Source organism: Roseibaca calidilacus (assembly GCF_001517585.1).
GTDB classification, from domain to species: domain Bacteria; phylum Pseudomonadota; class Alphaproteobacteria; order Rhodobacterales; family Rhodobacteraceae; genus Roseinatronobacter; species Roseinatronobacter calidilacus.
This window is the reverse complement of record NZ_FBYC01000004.1, coordinates 965255-980276: the sequence shown is the minus strand read 5'-3', so window position 1 is coordinate 980276 and position 15022 is coordinate 965255. Positions and strand designations below refer to the sequence as shown.

The 15022-nt window shown below is 59.2% G+C and carries 15 protein-coding genes and 1 pseudogene; 6 read left to right on the top strand and 10 right to left on the bottom strand.

Annotation, left to right across the window (positions count from 1 at the left end):
* Positions 1 to 51: 51 nt before the first annotated feature.
* Both AWT76_RS08315 and AWT76_RS08310 read right to left on the bottom strand, forming a co-directional pair.
* On the bottom strand, positions 52 to 819 hold the full coding sequence (locus AWT76_RS08315; RefSeq protein ID WP_072245937.1) for a polysaccharide deacetylase family protein: 768 nt from the start codon (positions 817 to 819) through the stop codon (positions 52 to 54).
* Complete coding sequence (locus tag AWT76_RS08310; RefSeq protein ID WP_072245936.1) at positions 812 to 1708, bottom strand: glycosyltransferase family 2 protein; 897 nt, start codon at positions 1706 to 1708, stop codon at positions 812 to 814. Before AWT76_RS08310 ends, AWT76_RS08315 begins: the two co-directional genes overlap by 8 nt.
* 211 nt (positions 1709 to 1919) lie before the next feature.
* On the opposite strand from AWT76_RS08310, the gene purB reads away from it, so the two are divergent.
* The 3 genes from purB to AWT76_RS08300 all read left to right on the top strand — a co-directional run bounded on the left by purB (position 1920) and on the right by AWT76_RS08300 (position 4652).
* Positions 1920 to 3224, top strand: coding sequence for an adenylosuccinate lyase (gene purB / locus AWT76_RS08305; RefSeq protein ID WP_072245935.1), 1305 nt, complete (start codon positions 1920 to 1922; stop codon positions 3222 to 3224).
* A gap of 69 nt (positions 3225 to 3293) precedes the next feature.
* Entirely contained in the window at positions 3294 to 3458 is a 165-nt protein-coding gene (locus tag AWT76_RS16965; protein WP_176699325.1) for a hypothetical protein, read from the top strand.
* A 99-nt stretch (positions 3459 to 3557) separates the two neighbouring features.
* Entirely contained in the window at positions 3558 to 4652 is a 1095-nt protein-coding gene (locus AWT76_RS08300) for a FliG C-terminal domain-containing protein (RefSeq protein WP_072245934.1), read from the top strand.
* A gap of 68 nt (positions 4653 to 4720) precedes the next feature.
* On the opposite strand, the gene AWT76_RS08295 is transcribed toward AWT76_RS08300, so the two are convergent.
* A complete protein-coding gene (locus tag AWT76_RS08295; RefSeq protein ID WP_072245917.1) occupies positions 4721 to 5332 on the bottom strand; it encodes a recombinase family protein in 612 nt (203 codons plus the stop codon).
* A gap of 120 nt (positions 5333 to 5452) precedes the next feature.
* On the opposite strand from AWT76_RS08295, the pseudogene AWT76_RS08290 reads away from it, so the two are divergent.
* Both AWT76_RS08290 and AWT76_RS08280 read left to right on the top strand, forming a co-directional pair.
* Positions 5453 to 8336: pseudogene (locus tag AWT76_RS08290) on the top strand (Tn3 family transposase).
* A 540-nt stretch (positions 8337 to 8876) separates the two neighbouring features.
* Positions 8877 to 10079, top strand: a complete 1203-nt coding sequence (locus tag AWT76_RS08280; RefSeq protein WP_072247591.1) for a Fic family protein — start codon at positions 8877 to 8879, stop codon at positions 10077 to 10079.
* 47 nt (positions 10080 to 10126) lie between these two features.
* Here the strand turns inward: AWT76_RS08280 and AWT76_RS16960 are convergent, their stop codons facing one another.
* Genes AWT76_RS16960 through AWT76_RS08265 form a run of 4 tightly spaced genes read right to left on the bottom strand, consistent with a single transcriptional unit; the run spans position 10127 to position 11346 of the window.
* The gene (locus tag AWT76_RS16960; RefSeq protein WP_072245933.1) at positions 10127 to 10306 is read right to left on the bottom strand and encodes a hypothetical protein; all 180 of its coding nucleotides are present in this window, start codon (positions 10304 to 10306) and stop codon (positions 10127 to 10129) included.
* Positions 10307 to 10316: 10 nt separating this feature from the next.
* Positions 10317 to 10598 carry a VapC50 family PIN domain-containing toxin gene (locus AWT76_RS17130; protein ID WP_245638798.1) on the bottom strand — a complete coding sequence of 94 codons (282 nt, stop codon included), beginning with the start codon at positions 10596 to 10598 and terminating at the stop codon, positions 10317 to 10319.
* Positions 10562 to 10885 carry a PIN domain-containing protein gene (locus AWT76_RS17125; RefSeq protein ID WP_245638797.1) on the bottom strand — a complete coding sequence of 108 codons (324 nt, stop codon included), beginning with the start codon at positions 10883 to 10885 and terminating at the stop codon, positions 10562 to 10564. Before AWT76_RS17125 ends, AWT76_RS17130 begins: the two co-directional genes overlap by 37 nt.
* A complete protein-coding gene (locus tag AWT76_RS08265; protein ID WP_072245932.1) occupies positions 10882 to 11346 on the bottom strand; it encodes a helix-turn-helix domain-containing protein in 465 nt (154 codons plus the stop codon). Before AWT76_RS08265 ends, AWT76_RS17125 begins: the two co-directional genes overlap by 4 nt.
* A 242-nt stretch (positions 11347 to 11588) precedes the next feature.
* Here AWT76_RS08265 and AWT76_RS16710 point away from each other — a divergent pair, with 242 nt between their 5' ends.
* Positions 11589 to 11897, top strand: coding sequence for a TniB family NTP-binding protein (locus AWT76_RS16710; protein ID WP_176699370.1), 309 nt, complete (start codon positions 11589 to 11591; stop codon positions 11895 to 11897).
* Positions 11898 to 12032: 135 nt separating this feature from the next.
* On the opposite strand, the gene AWT76_RS08260 is transcribed toward AWT76_RS16710, so the two are convergent.
* The 3 genes from AWT76_RS08260 to AWT76_RS08245 all read right to left on the bottom strand — a co-directional run bounded on the left by AWT76_RS08260 (position 12033) and on the right by AWT76_RS08245 (position 14810).
* Positions 12033 to 12920: a transglutaminase family protein gene (locus AWT76_RS08260; RefSeq protein ID WP_072247590.1), complete on the bottom strand. Its 888-nt coding sequence runs from the start codon at positions 12918 to 12920 to the stop codon at positions 12033 to 12035.
* Positions 12921 to 13178: 258 nt separating this feature from the next.
* Positions 13179 to 13712 carry a hypothetical protein gene (locus AWT76_RS08255; protein ID WP_072245931.1) on the bottom strand — a complete coding sequence of 178 codons (534 nt, stop codon included), beginning with the start codon at positions 13710 to 13712 and terminating at the stop codon, positions 13179 to 13181.
* Positions 13713 to 14057: 345 nt separating this feature from the next.
* Complete coding sequence (locus tag AWT76_RS08245; RefSeq protein ID WP_218055474.1) at positions 14058 to 14810, bottom strand: transglutaminase-like domain-containing protein; 753 nt, start codon at positions 14808 to 14810, stop codon at positions 14058 to 14060.
* Between the last annotated feature and the right edge of the window lie 212 nt (positions 14811 to 15022).

The window sequence follows — 15022 nt, the reverse complement described above, 5'->3', positions numbered from 1 at the left end:
ACACCCTTATATATGACCCCAAATATATATTGCAAGTTTTGAATATAATATTCAGGCAGATAGGCTTGCCCAGACATCGCGCACAGGGCGCAACTCTGCCCCAAGGGCTGCGGCATCATCCAACAGGCATTCCAGAATATCTGGTGTCACGCCATAAGGGCTTGGGTCGGGCGCAACATCATGCGTGAACATTACAAGCCAACCGCCCGAATTCGCGGCATGTTTCATCATCCGGCGCGCGGCTGTCACATAATCGGGCCGGTGGCTGCCCAAATCGCAGGCAAAAAGCTGCATCCGATCTGCAAATGCCTTGTTCACACCGCTGCGCACGCCGCGCGCCGTGGTGATATACGGGATGAGCGCACGTTTCAGCGACAGCGTTGTTTCGCCAAAGGGATACGCGAAATGCGGGCTAGGGGGCGCGCCAAGAATGTCTTCCAATTCCTTGATATTCCGCGTCACATCCTCAACAGCTTGCGTCACTGAAAGATGCGTCAGGTCATCATGCGCATGGGTGTGCAGCGCAATCTCATGCCCGCGCGCGGCCAATTCGCGAAGCCTGCTTGGTGTTGTGATCGGGCCGGACACACCATTTTGCCCCAGCAAGCCCGTCGCGATGAAAAACGTCGCGTGCAAGCCCCTTTGTTCCAGAATCTGGACCCCGCGGGTGCAGGCGCTATCGGGGCAATCGTCGAAAGCGAAAGACAGTCGAAACCGAGTATCTGACCGCAGCAAGGGCGCCACGCGCACCATGCCGGTCAATCGCCGCGCAACCCGGCGCGACAAGCTTCGCCGCTGGTCGTGATCGCTTTCAGTCATGATACACCCTTGCATATAGCGACGCACGATAGAGCTTTAGCGCATAGACCCGCAAGCCAGCGGGCAATGCGCCAAGCAACGCGACCCACTTAAGCACGCGGCCAAGCCGGGTCTGGAACGGCAAAAATGACAACATGTAGGATGCGCGCGCAATGGGCATATGTCGGGTTTTCTCGGGGTATAAGCGCCGGATTCTACGAAAATTATCAACAGATTCGGCGTATTTCGCAACCAAAACCCTGTCCGGGTCCAGCCCCAGATGCCGCGCCGGGTTGTCTATGTGGTAGACAGGGCTGTCTTGCACGATCCGCCAGCCCCATTCCACATCTTCCCATCCCCATGCCTGAAATTGCGGATCAAAAATATGCCGCTCTATGATAGAGCGATGCACAAAGACCGAAGAACTGTAGACAAACCGGCCGGGGTCGCGCGCCCGCTGGCTTGCGGGTTTGCATTCCGATTTGGCAGATTGCGCCGCGTGCAGCCGGGTTGCGGGCGTAACATCGGACGGGTCAATCCGGAACCCGCCGACCACGCAACAGGCGTGCCCCATGCGCCGCGCCGCACTGCGGTAAACTTCTATGAAATCGGGACGGTCCAGCGCCATATCGGCGTCAAGCATCAGCACCCAGTCAGAACGGATGTCCTGCAACATGACGTTGCGCGCATGCGCGCGTCCGCAATTGGCAGCAAGGGTAAAGAACACGGCAGGGCCGGGATGGGCTTGCAACGCTTGGGCCACGCGCTGCGACAGGTCGGGCAAACCCGATCCGTCATCACAGACCAGCAGCCTGTAGCGATCCGCATCAGTCTGGCGCGCAATCTGTTCGATCAGCAGCACCGGGTCATCCTTGAAGAACGGGATGCAGATATCGACGCAAGCTGACATTGCGTCGCGCCAGACCTGTCTGGATGCCGTGGGTGAAATGGTATTTTCCTTCGATTATCAGCTAAGAAAAAGTAACAAACCACGCGGGGCAAGGCGACAAATCAATTTGCCCCATAATCTGTATTATGTTAACTAAGGTGCCGTGCCTTGCAGCACCTTTCGCAAGCCGCTATCAGACAGCCAACCGCTTTGCATGAAAAGGTCTGCCTGCATGATCCCGCGTTATTCCCGCCCTGAAATGGTGTCCATCTGGTCCCCGGAAACGAAATTCCGCATCTGGTACGAGATTGAGGCCCATGCCTGCGATGCGCAAGCAAAACTGGGTGTGATCCCGGCAGAAAGCGCCGCAGCGGTCTGGAAAGCAAAGGATGTAGAATTTGACGTCGCCCGCATTGACGAGATCGAGGCCGTCACCAAGCATGACGTGATCGCCTTTCTGACCCATCTGGCAGAGATCATTGGCAATGACGAAGCGCGCTTCGTGCATCAGGGCATGACCAGTTCAGATGTGCTGGACACCACCTTCAACGTGCAGCTTGTGCGCGCCGCCGATCTGCTGCTGGCCGATATGGACGGCTTGCTGGACGCTTTGAAGCGCCGCGCGATGGAGCATAAGTTCACCATCCGCATGGGCCGCAGCCACGGCATTCATGCCGAGCCGACCACCATGGGCCTGACGCTGGCGCGGTTCTACGCCGAGATGAAGCGCAACCGCGACCGTCTGGAAGCCGCGCGCGCCGAAGTGGCCACGGGCGCGATTTCGGGCGCTGTCGGCACATTTGCCAATATCGACCCGGCGGTGGAAGCGCATGTCTGCGCACAGATGGGCCTGGCCCCGGAACCGATCAGCACGCAGGTCATCCCCCGCGACCGGCACGCCATGTTCTTTGCCACGCTGGGCGTGATTGCCAGCAGCATTGAGAATATCGCCATAGAAATTCGCCATATGCAGCGCACCGAAGTGCTGGAGGCCGAGGAATTTTTCAGCAAGGGCCAAAAGGGTTCGTCGGCCATGCCGCACAAACGCAACCCGGTGCTTACGGAAAACCTGACCGGTCTTGCACGGCTGGTGCGCATGGCAGTCATCCCGGCCATGGAAAACGTCGCGCTTTGGCATGAGCGCGACATCTCGCATTCTTCGGTCGAACGCATGATCGGCCCGGACGCGACCGTGACGCTGGATTTCGCGCTGGCCCGCTTAACAGGTGTGATCGACAAGCTGGTGGTCTATCCCGACAACATGATCGCCAACATGAACAAGTTCCGCGGTCTGATCCACAGCCAGCGCGTGCTTCTGGCGCTGACCCAAGCCGGTGTCAGCCGCGAGACCGCCTATACCCTCGTGCAGCGCAACGCGATGAAGGTCTGGGAACACGGCGCCGATTTTCTTGATGAATTGTTGGCCGATGCAGATGTGCGCGCCGCGCTTACCGAAGAGGCGATCCGCGCAAAATTTGACCTCGATTACCACACCAAACATGTCGAGACGATATTCAGCAGGGTCTTTGACGCGTAATTTCAAAACATGTATTGAAAACGCAATATTCGTGCTACCCTTTCAAATACCCAAGATGAAAGGTGACGCATGAAACTGAAAATGACTCTCGCAGCATTCATTCTCGGCGCGCTTCCCGGGATGGCACTTGCCGGCGGTTGCGGCTGGCACAAGGACGTGACGGCCAATGCCTGCGCCGAAGGTCAGGTTTATGACAGCGACAGCGGAAGTTGCATCACACCGACCACAAGCTGATTTGAACGCCCCTCTCACAGGGGCGTTTTTTTGCGGCATCAACGGAAAATTCAACTGTTCCGGCGAATGTGAAGCAAGTGTCATTTCAGCAGGCTGCTTATGTCCGGATCAAGTATTGCCGTTCCCTCGGCTAATCTCGCCCCACAAAGGCAGGCGGCGGGAAGGGCTGCGCCCCCTGCCCCACGCGCGCGCACTGACCATCTCAGCGGGGCACAGAAAGCGGCCATTGTCATGCGCGTTCTGTTGGCCGAAGGGGTGGATCTGCCGCTATCGCGCCTGCCGGAACAAGACCAAGCTGCGATGACACAGGCCCTCGCCTCTCTGCGGTTGATCGATCGGCCCACCATGTGCGCGGTGGTCGAAGAATTCGTCGAGATGCTGGAACAGGTCGGCATGTCATTTCCAGAAAGTATAGAAGACGCGCTGACGCTGCTGGATGGCAAACTTGACAGCAAGGTCAGCACAAGGCTGCGCGCCGTTGCGCGCGGCGGCGGGGGGGATGACCCATGGTCGGTGGTCGAATTGGCGGAACTGCCCGCTCTGTGCGCAATTTTGCAAAACGAAAGCACGGTGGTGGGCGCTGTTGTTTTGTCCAAACTCAGCACTGAAAAAGCCGCGCGCCTGCTTGCCGCCCTGCCCCGTCACACCGCCCAAACCCTTGCCCTTGCGGTGGCGCGCACGGACAGCATCTCTCCGGGTGCGGTGGCGCGGATCGGGCAATCGCTGGCGGACCAGTTGCGCGACATCCCCGCTCGGGCCTTCAGCAGCCCTTCGGCGCAGCGGATCGGGAATATTCTGAATTCCTCTCCTTCCGCGCTGCGGGACCAGCTTTTATCGGAAATGGAACAGGCCAACCGCGACTTTGCAAGCGGGGTGCGCCGGTCAATCTTTACCTTTCAGGATATTCCGCAGCGGGTGGGCGCGCGCGACGTGGCGTCGGTGCTGCGCAGCCTGTCAGAGGACGATCTGCGCCTGATCCTGTCTGCAAATGACGTCGGCAGCCGCCCCACGATGGATTTTCTGTTGGATAACATCAGCAAGCGCCTTGCAGAGACAATGCGCGAGGATGCGAGTGCCCTGCCCAAACCCTCTGCCGAAGCGCTTGACGCCGCCCAAAGCCGGGTTGCCGCCGCGATCCGCGCCATGGCTGATGCCGGTGACCTGGACCTTCTGCCCCCACCGCAGCAGGGGTGAACCACCCTACGCGCGGCGACCGGGTGCATAGGATAGGGGTCTGATGCCGGAGAGTGCAGAATCCTACGCTAAGCGGTGAGAACCCGTTTCCCGTAATCGCGCAGATTGCCGTTCGGGTCGACATATCGGTAGAGTGTGACCGGTTTGACCCCCAATTCCTTACAAAGTTCTGAAACCGATGTGTCGCGGCTGGCCATAGCGGCCTGCGCCATTCGCACCTGCGCTTTTGTCAGAGCAAATTTCCTTCCACCTTTCCGGCCGCGGGCGCGGGCGGCTTGTAACCCGGCCATTGTGCGTTCGCGTATCAACTCGCTTTCAAATTCGGCGAGAGCGGCAAAGATGCCGAATGAAAGCCGTCCTGCCGCAGTTGTTGTGTCAATCTGCGCCCCTTGCCCGGTTAGAACCTTGAGGCCGACGCCACGCTCGGACAGCATGCTGACGGTTTTAACAAGGTGGTGGAGGCTGCGCCCCAAGCGGTCGAGCTTCCACACGACCAGCACATCCCCCTCACGCAATGCCTTGAGGCAGTCCTCCAGACCGGATCGGTCATCCTTCTTGCCCGACGCCAGATCTGAGTAAATCTGTTCTTCTTCCACGCTCGCTGTGATCAAGGCATCCCGCTGCAGGTCTAGGGACTGGCTACCGTCGGCTTTTGAGACGCGGGCATAGCCGATCAGCATGTTTCACAAACGTTCGTTTGAGGTGTTCTGAAAAGAAGCATGCTTTCAGCCATCAAAACAATTCCTTATTCAGTATCTTAATCATCAATAAACAAACCATTATAAGAAAGCAAAAGATACATGGCGCATCGTACCGTCCTGACCGAGCGGCAGCGCTCAGCACTTTTTGACCTTCCGACTGATCGAACCGTGATGCTGCGTCATTACACTTTGGCGGACGACGACTTGGAAATCATCCGCGCCCGTCGCCGCCCACACAATCGTTTCGGCTTTGCTCTCCAGCTTTGTGCGTTGCGCTACCCCGGTCGCTTGCTAACTCCGGGTGAGGTCATTCCACTGGAAGTCACGCGTTTTCTGGCGGCGCAACTTGGGCTGAAAGCGGACGATCTGGCGGGATATGCAAGCCGGGAAGAAACGCGCCACGAACACCTGGCTGCCCTGCGGGATCTTTATGACTACAAGATGTTCACTGGCCGAGGGTCGCGCGACCTGAAGGTCTGGATTGAGAACGAAGCCGAAACCGCCCGGTCGAACGAGGATTTGGCGCGGCGGTTCGTAGAGCAATGCCGGGCGACCCAGACCATCCTACCTGGGATCACGGTTATCGAACGGCTTTGCGCGGACGCACTTGTTGCTGCCGAGCGACGGATCGATGCGCGAATTGCTGACCGGCTGGATGATAAGACACGCAGCCGACTTGATGCCCTGCTGACGGAAACCGCAGACAGCTCCGTCACCCGCTTCGTCTGGCTCCGCCAGTTTGAGGTGGGTCAGAACTCAGCCGACATGAACCGCCTACTTGACCGGCTGGAATTCTTGCAGAGCATACCCGTGGAAAGATCTATTCTTGTCGGTGTGCCAGCCCACCGTATCGCGCGCCTCCGACGGCAAGGGGAACGGTATTTCGCCGGTGATCTGCGGGATATTTCAGGTGATCGTCGCCTTGCCATCCTCGCGGTCTGCGCTTTGGAATGGCGCAGCGCCATAGCAGACGCAGTGGTTGAGACCCACGATCGTATTGTCGGAAAGACGTGGCGGGAAGCAAAGCGTGCATGCGATGCTCGGGCAGATGACGCCAAGGCTGCTTTGAAAGACACCTTGCAGGGCTTCTCAAATTTTGGATCAGCTCTGCTGGAAGCACATGAAGATCAGGCCTCCCTGATGGAGGCCGTCCAAAACGCCGGAGGCTGGGCATCGCTGAGGGGGCTTGTTTCCACCGCCGCCCAACTGACCGACACATTGGCGGCTGATCCACTGGCACATGTTGTTCATGGGTATCATCGTTTCCGACGCTACGCGCCGCGCATGCTCCGGGCGCTCGATATTCAGGCAGCCCCGGTGGCCGAACCGTTGTTGGCAGCTGCCAGCATCATCGCGGGTACGGAAACGACGACTACCCGGCCACTGACCTTTCTGCGCCGGGCTTCGAAATGGCATCGACACTTGAATCACGACGATGGGAACCGGCTTTGGGAGGTGGCGGTCCTGTGCCACCTGCGCGACGCGTTCCGTGCCGGCGACATCTGGCTCGCACATTCCCGCCGGTATGGCGATCTCAAAGACGCGCTGGTTCCCGCCGAAGTCGCCAGGGCCACGCCAAAACTGGCCATGCCATTCGAACCGGAAATCTGGCTGGCAGATCGTAAATCTCGTTTGGCTGACAGCTTGCAGCTACTGGCCCGCGCCGCCAGGGCCGGTGCCATTCCGGGAGGCTCCATCGAAGACGGCGTGCTCAAGATCGACCGCTTGACTGCCGCTGTCCCTGAAGAGGCCGATGCCATGGTGCTCGATCTTTACAAACGCCTGCCAGAGATCAGGATCACCGACCTGCTGCTCGAAGTGGATGACGCGATCGGCTTTACCGAGGCCTTCACCCATCTGCGCACGGGCGTCCCATGCAAAGACAGGGTCGGCATGTTGAACGTGCTTCTGGCTGAAGGACTTAACCTTGGCCTCAGCAAAATGGCCGGGGCCACAAACACCCACGACTATTTCCAACTGTCGCGCTTGTCGCGGTGGCATGTCGAAAGCGAGGCGATGGCGCGCGCCTTGGCAATAGTGATCGAAGGCCAATCCGCCTTGCCAATGGCCCGGTTTTGGGGCGGTGGCACCAGCGCGTCCAGTGATGGGCAATTCTTCCCCACCACGCGCCAGGGCGAAGCGATGAACCTGATCAACGCCAAATACGGCCATGAACCCGGTTTGAAAGCCTACACCCATGTCTCCGACCAGTTCGGCCCCTTCGCCACCCAGACCATCCCGGCCACGGTGAACGAGGCCCCCTTACATCCTGGACGGCCTGTTGATGACAGACGCAGGCCAGAAAATACGCGAACAGTATGCCGACACGGGCGGCTTCACCGACCACGTCTTCGCCGTCACCGCCCTTCTGGGCTTTCAGTTCATCCCCCGCATCCGGGATCTGCCTTCCAAGCGCCTTTACCTCTTCGATCCGGCATCCTGCCCAAAAGAACTGAAGGGCCTGATCGGCGGCAAGGTCAGGGAACCCGTCATCAGCTCAAACTGGCCAGATATACTGCGCAGCGCGGCCACGATGGTGGCGGGCGCAATGGCCCCAAGCCAACTCTTGCGGAAGTTTGCATCCTATCCCCGACAGCATGAACTAGCGGTCGCATTGCGCGAAATCGGCCGGATCGAACGGACGCTCTTTATCATCGATTGGCTGCTGGATGCCGATATGCAACGCCGTGCCCAAATCGGCCTGAATAAGGGCGAAGCGCATCATGCGCTGAAAAACGCCCTGCGCATTGGGCGCCAAGGTGAAATCCGTGATCGAACAGCCCAAGGCCAGCACTTCCGAATGGCCGGGCTGAACCTCCTCGCTGCCATCATCATTTACTGGAACACCAAACATCTCGGTCACGCTGTCGATAGTCGCCACAGTGATGGTTTGGACTGCTCAGCAAACCTTCTGGCGCATATCTCACCCCTCGGGTGGGCGCACATCCTTCTCACCGGCGAATACAGGTGGCCCAAAAGATGACCAAACGGCCTTAGCGTAGGATTCTGCACTCTCCGGCATCAGACCCCTTTAACCGGGCGCGCGGGAACGACAGGGTTCCCGCCGGCTACCTACTCGGGTTCATGCGCCGATGGCGAACCTCACCCGGTTCGGAAAGCCGACAGACGGAAGCGCCCACGCCAAGACAGGCAGCGGATCCACGGGAGCGCGAGCTGCACGATCAGATCAGGGCTGCTCCGAGTTCGAACCGCCAGTTTCACGCGTCGGACCTGTGTCGCATCATCGGACAAGCTGCCTACGACGCGCGGGTCCTAGATGTCATCCGGCAGTTCGGCTGTCCAAGGTTCACCGCGACGCTCGCGGTTCATGGAAGAGCTGTGTTGGCAGGCGAGATCACACGATGACGGTGGAATGCTCCTTTGATGACGCTGCGAATGCGTCACACCTGGACATAGGACATCGGCATCCATGATCGGCAACGCACATCGGCAAAAGCTTGGACTTCATGGCGTAAAGTGGTAACAAATGCTCAAAATTCTGGATAATCACGATCGGCAAGAAATGATAGAGACACCCGGCAGGATCGAACCTTGCTTCTTCGAGGAGCACATACCTGCCAGCCTGGCGGACCTGTCGGTCGAAATCCAGCGCGAGGCGGCAGGGCTGGGACAGGGCCTGCACCCGGACAGTGCGGCCGAACTGGCTGACCTGGTCAGGGTGATGAACTGCTACTACTCGAACTTGATCGAGGGGCACAACACGCGCCCGCGTGACATCGAACGCGCCCTCGCCGGAGCCGAGCTTGAGGCTGAGACACGACCTCTTGCGCTGGAAGCCCGCGCCCATGTCATCGTCCAGCGGTCGATCGACAAGCTGCACCAAGACGGCACCTTGCCACGACCAACGTCCGCCGCCTTCCTCACCTGGGCGCACAAGGCCTTCTACGACGAGATGCCCGACGAGTTCCGGCGGATCGAACACCCGGATGGAACAAGCGAGCCAATCATTCCGGGTCGTATGCGGCAGGAGGGTGACAGCGAAGTTGCCGTCGGTCGCCATCTGCCCCCGTCTTCGGGTCGGGTCGCGGCCTTCATTGATCACTTCGACAAGCGGTTTCAGGTCGCGGCCCGCTCGGCGAGCGGGCGGATCATCGCTATCGCCTCGGCGCACCACCGGCTCAACTTCATCCACCCGTTTCCCGACGGGAACGGGCGGGTCAGCCGCCTGATGTCACATGCGATGGCGCTCGAGGCGGGTATCGGAGGTCAGGGGCTTTGGTCTATCTCGCGCGGTCTGGCGCGCGGATTGGCGGATCGGGGCGAATACAAGCGCATGATGGACATGGCCGATTCCCCACGCCGTGGAGATCGCGACGGGCGGGGCAATCTATCCGAGGCCGCGCTGAAGACCTATTGCGAATGGTTCCTGAAGGTAACGCTGGATCAGATCACGTTCTCAGCCAAGCTCTTCGACCTTGGCGGTTTGGAAAAGCGCTACCGGCGCTTGGTCAAAGACACGATCGACGACAAGCGTGCGCCCGACCTCATCTCGGCAGTCCTTCGCTATGGCACGCTGGAACGCGGCGAAGCGCAGATCGTGCTCAAGACATCCGAGCGCACAGCGCGCAACACGTTGAGCAAGCTGAGTGCGGCGGGCTATCTGTCATCTGCCTCACCGAAGACGCCTGTACGGCTGGCGTTTCCTCTCGACTACCGCGAACGACTTTTCCCGAACCTGTTCGCAGATGGGGATCTGCCCGCTTAGCGCGCGTCGCTTCGGCGTGAAACGTCGAGCTGCCGCAAGTGGCACCTTTAACCATCCATCATTCCCTTCAGACCGCCGAAGAAATCTGCTTTGCTCTTGGCCTTGCGCTCGTCCAGCAGCGCTTTGGCATCGGGCCCCGCACGGAAACGCAGGCGGTCGCCGGACTCGTTGGCGGCTTGCCAAATCACACCCGCCACGACCTCCGGCGCTGACGGATTGGCGGCCAATCGGCAGCGATCAAAGCAGATCGGCGAACTGCTCCAAATCGGCAACCGTGGCGACCAGCCCTTGCTGCGTCAGGATCGCGAGATACTCGTCGACGCTTTTTGGCGGATTCTTGAGGCGCGCCCGAACTTTCCGCAGCGCTGAACAGACCAAGCCCGGCGCGAGAGATAGTTGGTTCCGGAAGAAGTCGTCGGGATGCTGGGTCTCGATGCCAAAGGGCGCAAGTGTCTCTGGTGGGAAGTCCCTCAGGTTCTGGGTTACGATGGCGTCACAGCGCCCAACGATTGCGGCCACCAGAACATGTCGATCGTCGGGGTCCGGCAGTGTAGGGTCGGCACCAATGCCGCGTAACCGGTGACCAGGCCGTCGCGTGTCGCCCTGTCCATCAAGTCGCGAGTTCGCTCCAGCGCCGCCCGCTCCCGATGAGGTTCATTACGTTGAAGGGCGTCGATCCATTCCCGATGGATGTCAGCCGTCCACTTCGCCTTGAAAAGATCCGTGACAGCCAATTGCATAAGCGCGTCCCGAATTGGCGCGGGGTAGAGGACATTCGCGTCGAACAGCACCGTATACTGGCTCATTTCGAGCCATAGCCCATGTCCTGGTCCTGTGCGTCGGCGGCCAGTTGATCAAGGACGGCTTCGCGCTCGTTGTCGATGGCTGCCTTGTACGACATGACGTCTTCCATGCGGACGCGGCGATGCTTGCCGACCTTCCGATGCGGGATACTGCCATCCTCGAGCAGCTTGATCAGGAACGGCCGCGAGACGTTCAGGACCTCAGCTGCCTGCACTGTCGAGAGCTCTGCATTCTCGGGGATGATGGTGACCCCGCGCCCCGCTGCCATCGCCTCGAGGATTTCAATGAGCAGTGACACAGCGCCCGCAGGAAGCTCTATCGGCTCCATCTGCTCGGAGTCCGTCACGCGAAGCTTCAACGGCGCGCGTGCCCGGGCAAAGCGCGACAGCGCCTGTCCCGAGACGCGCGCGATCGCTGCGTCCTGCGGGGTCGGTGGGAGATGCCGGTGTGCCAACATGTTCATGGTGGTCTCCTCTCGTTTTCTGTTCACTACCACCATATATGAAATAAGTGCAACAAATGCATTAAGTGAATAGGGCTTCTCAGGATACTCTGCTGCGTGAGGGCTTTGGTGCCTTTGCCACCAACGTGATAAGCGAAGTCTGGAGCAGTCTTCAGTTCGTGGTCCGTCACATCCGATAGCGTCCTTGCCCGGTCACCTCACAGATCAGACCACGCGCTTCCATCCAGGCGAGGTTGCGCTGGATGGCGGCGCGGCTGGCACCGGTCAGAGCTTCGGCCATCGGGGCCGAAAACGGGGCATTCGATTTCCCCGGTTATCCCACTGCTGCGCCGACGCATGACGCGATGCAGCTGCTGCTGGAGCGGTCGCCACCCCTACGTCCACGCGGTTCGCCGCTTGCCGGTCCATTCAACAATGGCAAGAGCATGATCCCCGAGTACTTCGCCGCCGATCAGCAAAGGGCTGGGGTGATCCAGAAAAAGGAAGTTGCGGGCCTAGAGTTCGTATTTGAAGCGTCGAAACTCCACCGCGAGCATATACCTCGAAGGTAAACCAAACTTAAGTTGCCTACGGTGACGAAATTAGTCCTGCGCTTCGGACGCTGACTTTTCAGACTGCAGTGTAAAGGTTTTTTGCTTGCAAAGGTACCTTAGCATTATGGACATTGTAAGACCAATCCACGCTTTTTAGATTGCGTCACCAAAAGGCACTGACATTCGAACCGAAACTCCAACCGAAAGATCACAAAAGACATTTGGGCCTCCCGATATCTTTCCCGCTATTGGAGAAATTTGGTGAATGCCCCGACCGACGGCAACTGGTATCAAGTTCTGCGATCCGACGCTTCGGTTGGTTGGATCGAAGGCAATCCAGCCAGCGCCGGGGATAAATATCTCGACCCAGGCATGTGTAGATCCGGCGCCTGCCGACCCGATGAGGCTTGTTTCGGGATCGGACAGATAGCCCGAGACAATACGAGCGCCCAGGCCAAGACGGCGGGCAGATTCTGCGAGCAGGACCGCGAAATCACGGCACGAGCCCCATCCCCGGTCGAGTGTCTCGATCGGCGACTGGGTGCCTTCTGCGTCACGGCTCTGATAAGAAATCTGCATGAACACGCCATTGCTGATGTCTTTCAGAAGCGACAGCGTGTCGGTCGGGCGCGCCATCACAAAACCGTCGATCCAGTTGGCAAAGCGGCCATCGGCATCGTGGTATTGAGGAACCGTCAGCGCACCGAGGTCCGTCCATTCGTCGGCAGAATAGATGAAGGGAAATTGTGCGGCCGAAGCCGCGATGGGAAAGACTGGCCAGGCTGGCGCACTCAGTTCTACCATGGCGCGGCTATCGATCACCAAATGATCTGTCGGAGCGTCAAAGACGGCGGTAGCGATCGCGTTGCCGGCCACATCATGCGCCCAGGTTACGGTCGCTGGCGGCGAGATGGACAGTTCGTGTGAGAACAGCCGCAACTCTCGCGTTTCGCGGGGACGCAGCATCAGCCGGTGCGGTCCAAGTTTAACCGCCTGACGGTACCGGTAGGTTGTGGTGTGGAGGATGTCGAGGCGGGCCAAAACGGGGTCCAGTGTGGTTTGAGGAATGCAGCACGCGTGTCGATGCTGATCAGTTGCGGTGCGATGCACCCGAACTGACAGGTGCCGCATTACGCCAAGCGTTCAAGCCTTTGCAGCGCCGACAAATCCGCTCTCCGAAACCCTCGCTCCAGAACAAGGTTTCGCATCGCAGGCATTGGCGTTCGCGCGGAACGTCGCCGTGGGCCCGCGCGGACGCAATCTCTGGCATTGCACTGTCACCGATTGACTTGTGCGCCATTAAGTTTGTCCCACTGCGTGGTGCAGGTGCACAGGAATCTGCGATCCCGGCCGCGTAGGCATCCCTTCGTTTTCTGCAGCCCTGATTGAGGCATCGTCCCGTGCCTTTTGCGTGGGCGCACTCGCCGCAGGCACATTCAGATCGGGACCAGCTATCTCTCGCCCCGAGTAGAGATGTCGCAGATGCGCCTCAGAGACGCCGTCTGCCTTCATCACGAGGCGGACCATCGGATCAGCCAGCATTTCCTCAAGGTAGAAGTCAGACAACGCCCGGCCTGTCAGTTTGTCCCTCGCCCGAGCATGGTCAAGGTCGGCAAGCGAAACGGTCAGGGTCCGCGCAAGGCCCGGATGCGCAATCCGCGAATGAAGCCTCACCAAGACAGAGGCTTTCCAGGTTTCGGGATCTTGGCTGTCAGGGGGTGACACCAACTCCGTTTCAATCTCATACTCACCCGCGGGGAGTGTTTCGGCAAAACCCGGAACGGTGAACGGCCGGGAAAAAACCGCGACTGTCTTGCTTGTCAGTTCTTCCACTGGCGTGATCCTCTCCGGTAATACAGCGGTTCGCCTGCGCCCCTTTCAAGAAAGGAGCGCTTAGCCTGTGCAAAGCTCAAGATGTCTTGGGTTTCGTTGGCGCGTCCTTGCCAGCGGGTTCAGCCTCGATCTTCTGTGCAGTGGCTTTCGAGGTCTCCACAGGCTTTGGCGTCATTGCGGCCGCTGCCCGCTTCGTCAGGTCATTGAAAGACATGTCATCGATCCCTTGATTGGCCGGCGCCAACTCCTCTTCCATGACGGACCGGGATACTTGGCATCGGAATTACTTATATGGGGACTGTCGCCCCGCTTTACATGGCGCTTCGCCAAAGAAGCCGAAAACAGTCAGGTCAATTCATCCGTCCAGACCGTGAATTCCGTCAAAGTGTTCCGGCCGAATGTCTGGGTCAAAGGGACATCGGCGGCATCGCGGCCGCGCGCGATCAGAATTCTCGCAAACTTCGGTTTATTGTTCCGGGGATCGAACATGTGCCATTCCCCAGAAAGGAATACCTCCATCCACGCGGCAAAATCACCGGGAGGGTGCGGGAGAGGTTCACCAATGTCGCTTAGATATCCGGTGCAGTAGCGCGCGGGAATGTTCATGCAGCGGCACAACGCAATTGCGAGATGGGCAAAGTCGCGGCAGACACCGTCGCGCTCTGCCAACGTCTGCGATGCCGTGCGTGTTGCCTTCGCCCGCATGTAGTCAAAGCGGACATGTTGGTGCACGAAATCGCAGATTGCCTGAACGCGTGCCCACCCGGGATCGGTGTTTTCGAAAAGCCGCCACGCTTCCTCGGAAAGAAGATCGGTGTCGCAGTAGCGGCTTCCTTGCAGAAATACGATGGTCTCGAACGGCAGATCCTGAACGGCGTGCTGTTTTGCGCCAGAAATGACGGGGTCGGGCAGGCCCGTATCGCGGAAGATGCCATCTATCGACAGTGTAAAGTCGCCCTCCGGCGCGACAAGGCGCGTGCACCGATTGCCGAAGCCGTCCCGGTAGCTTTCGAGCGGCACGCTTGGCGATGCAACGAGATCATCTGCGCGTTCAAGACTTTCGAAGCGCGAAAGGTGCACGTGCAGCATCGCGATCATGGGCGTTGGTTGCGGGAAGCTATAGCGCAGACGACACCCGACGCTCACGCGCATGTCAGACGCCCCACGAGAGGACACTTTTGTATCATCGTCCAAGGACGCACTTCCAATCGGAGAACTGCAATTCGCTATTGCAACACCACCCGGTATTTCATTCAGACTCATCGCGTCCAATCTCCTTGCCAGAGGCCAACGATTGCCACGCGTGCTTT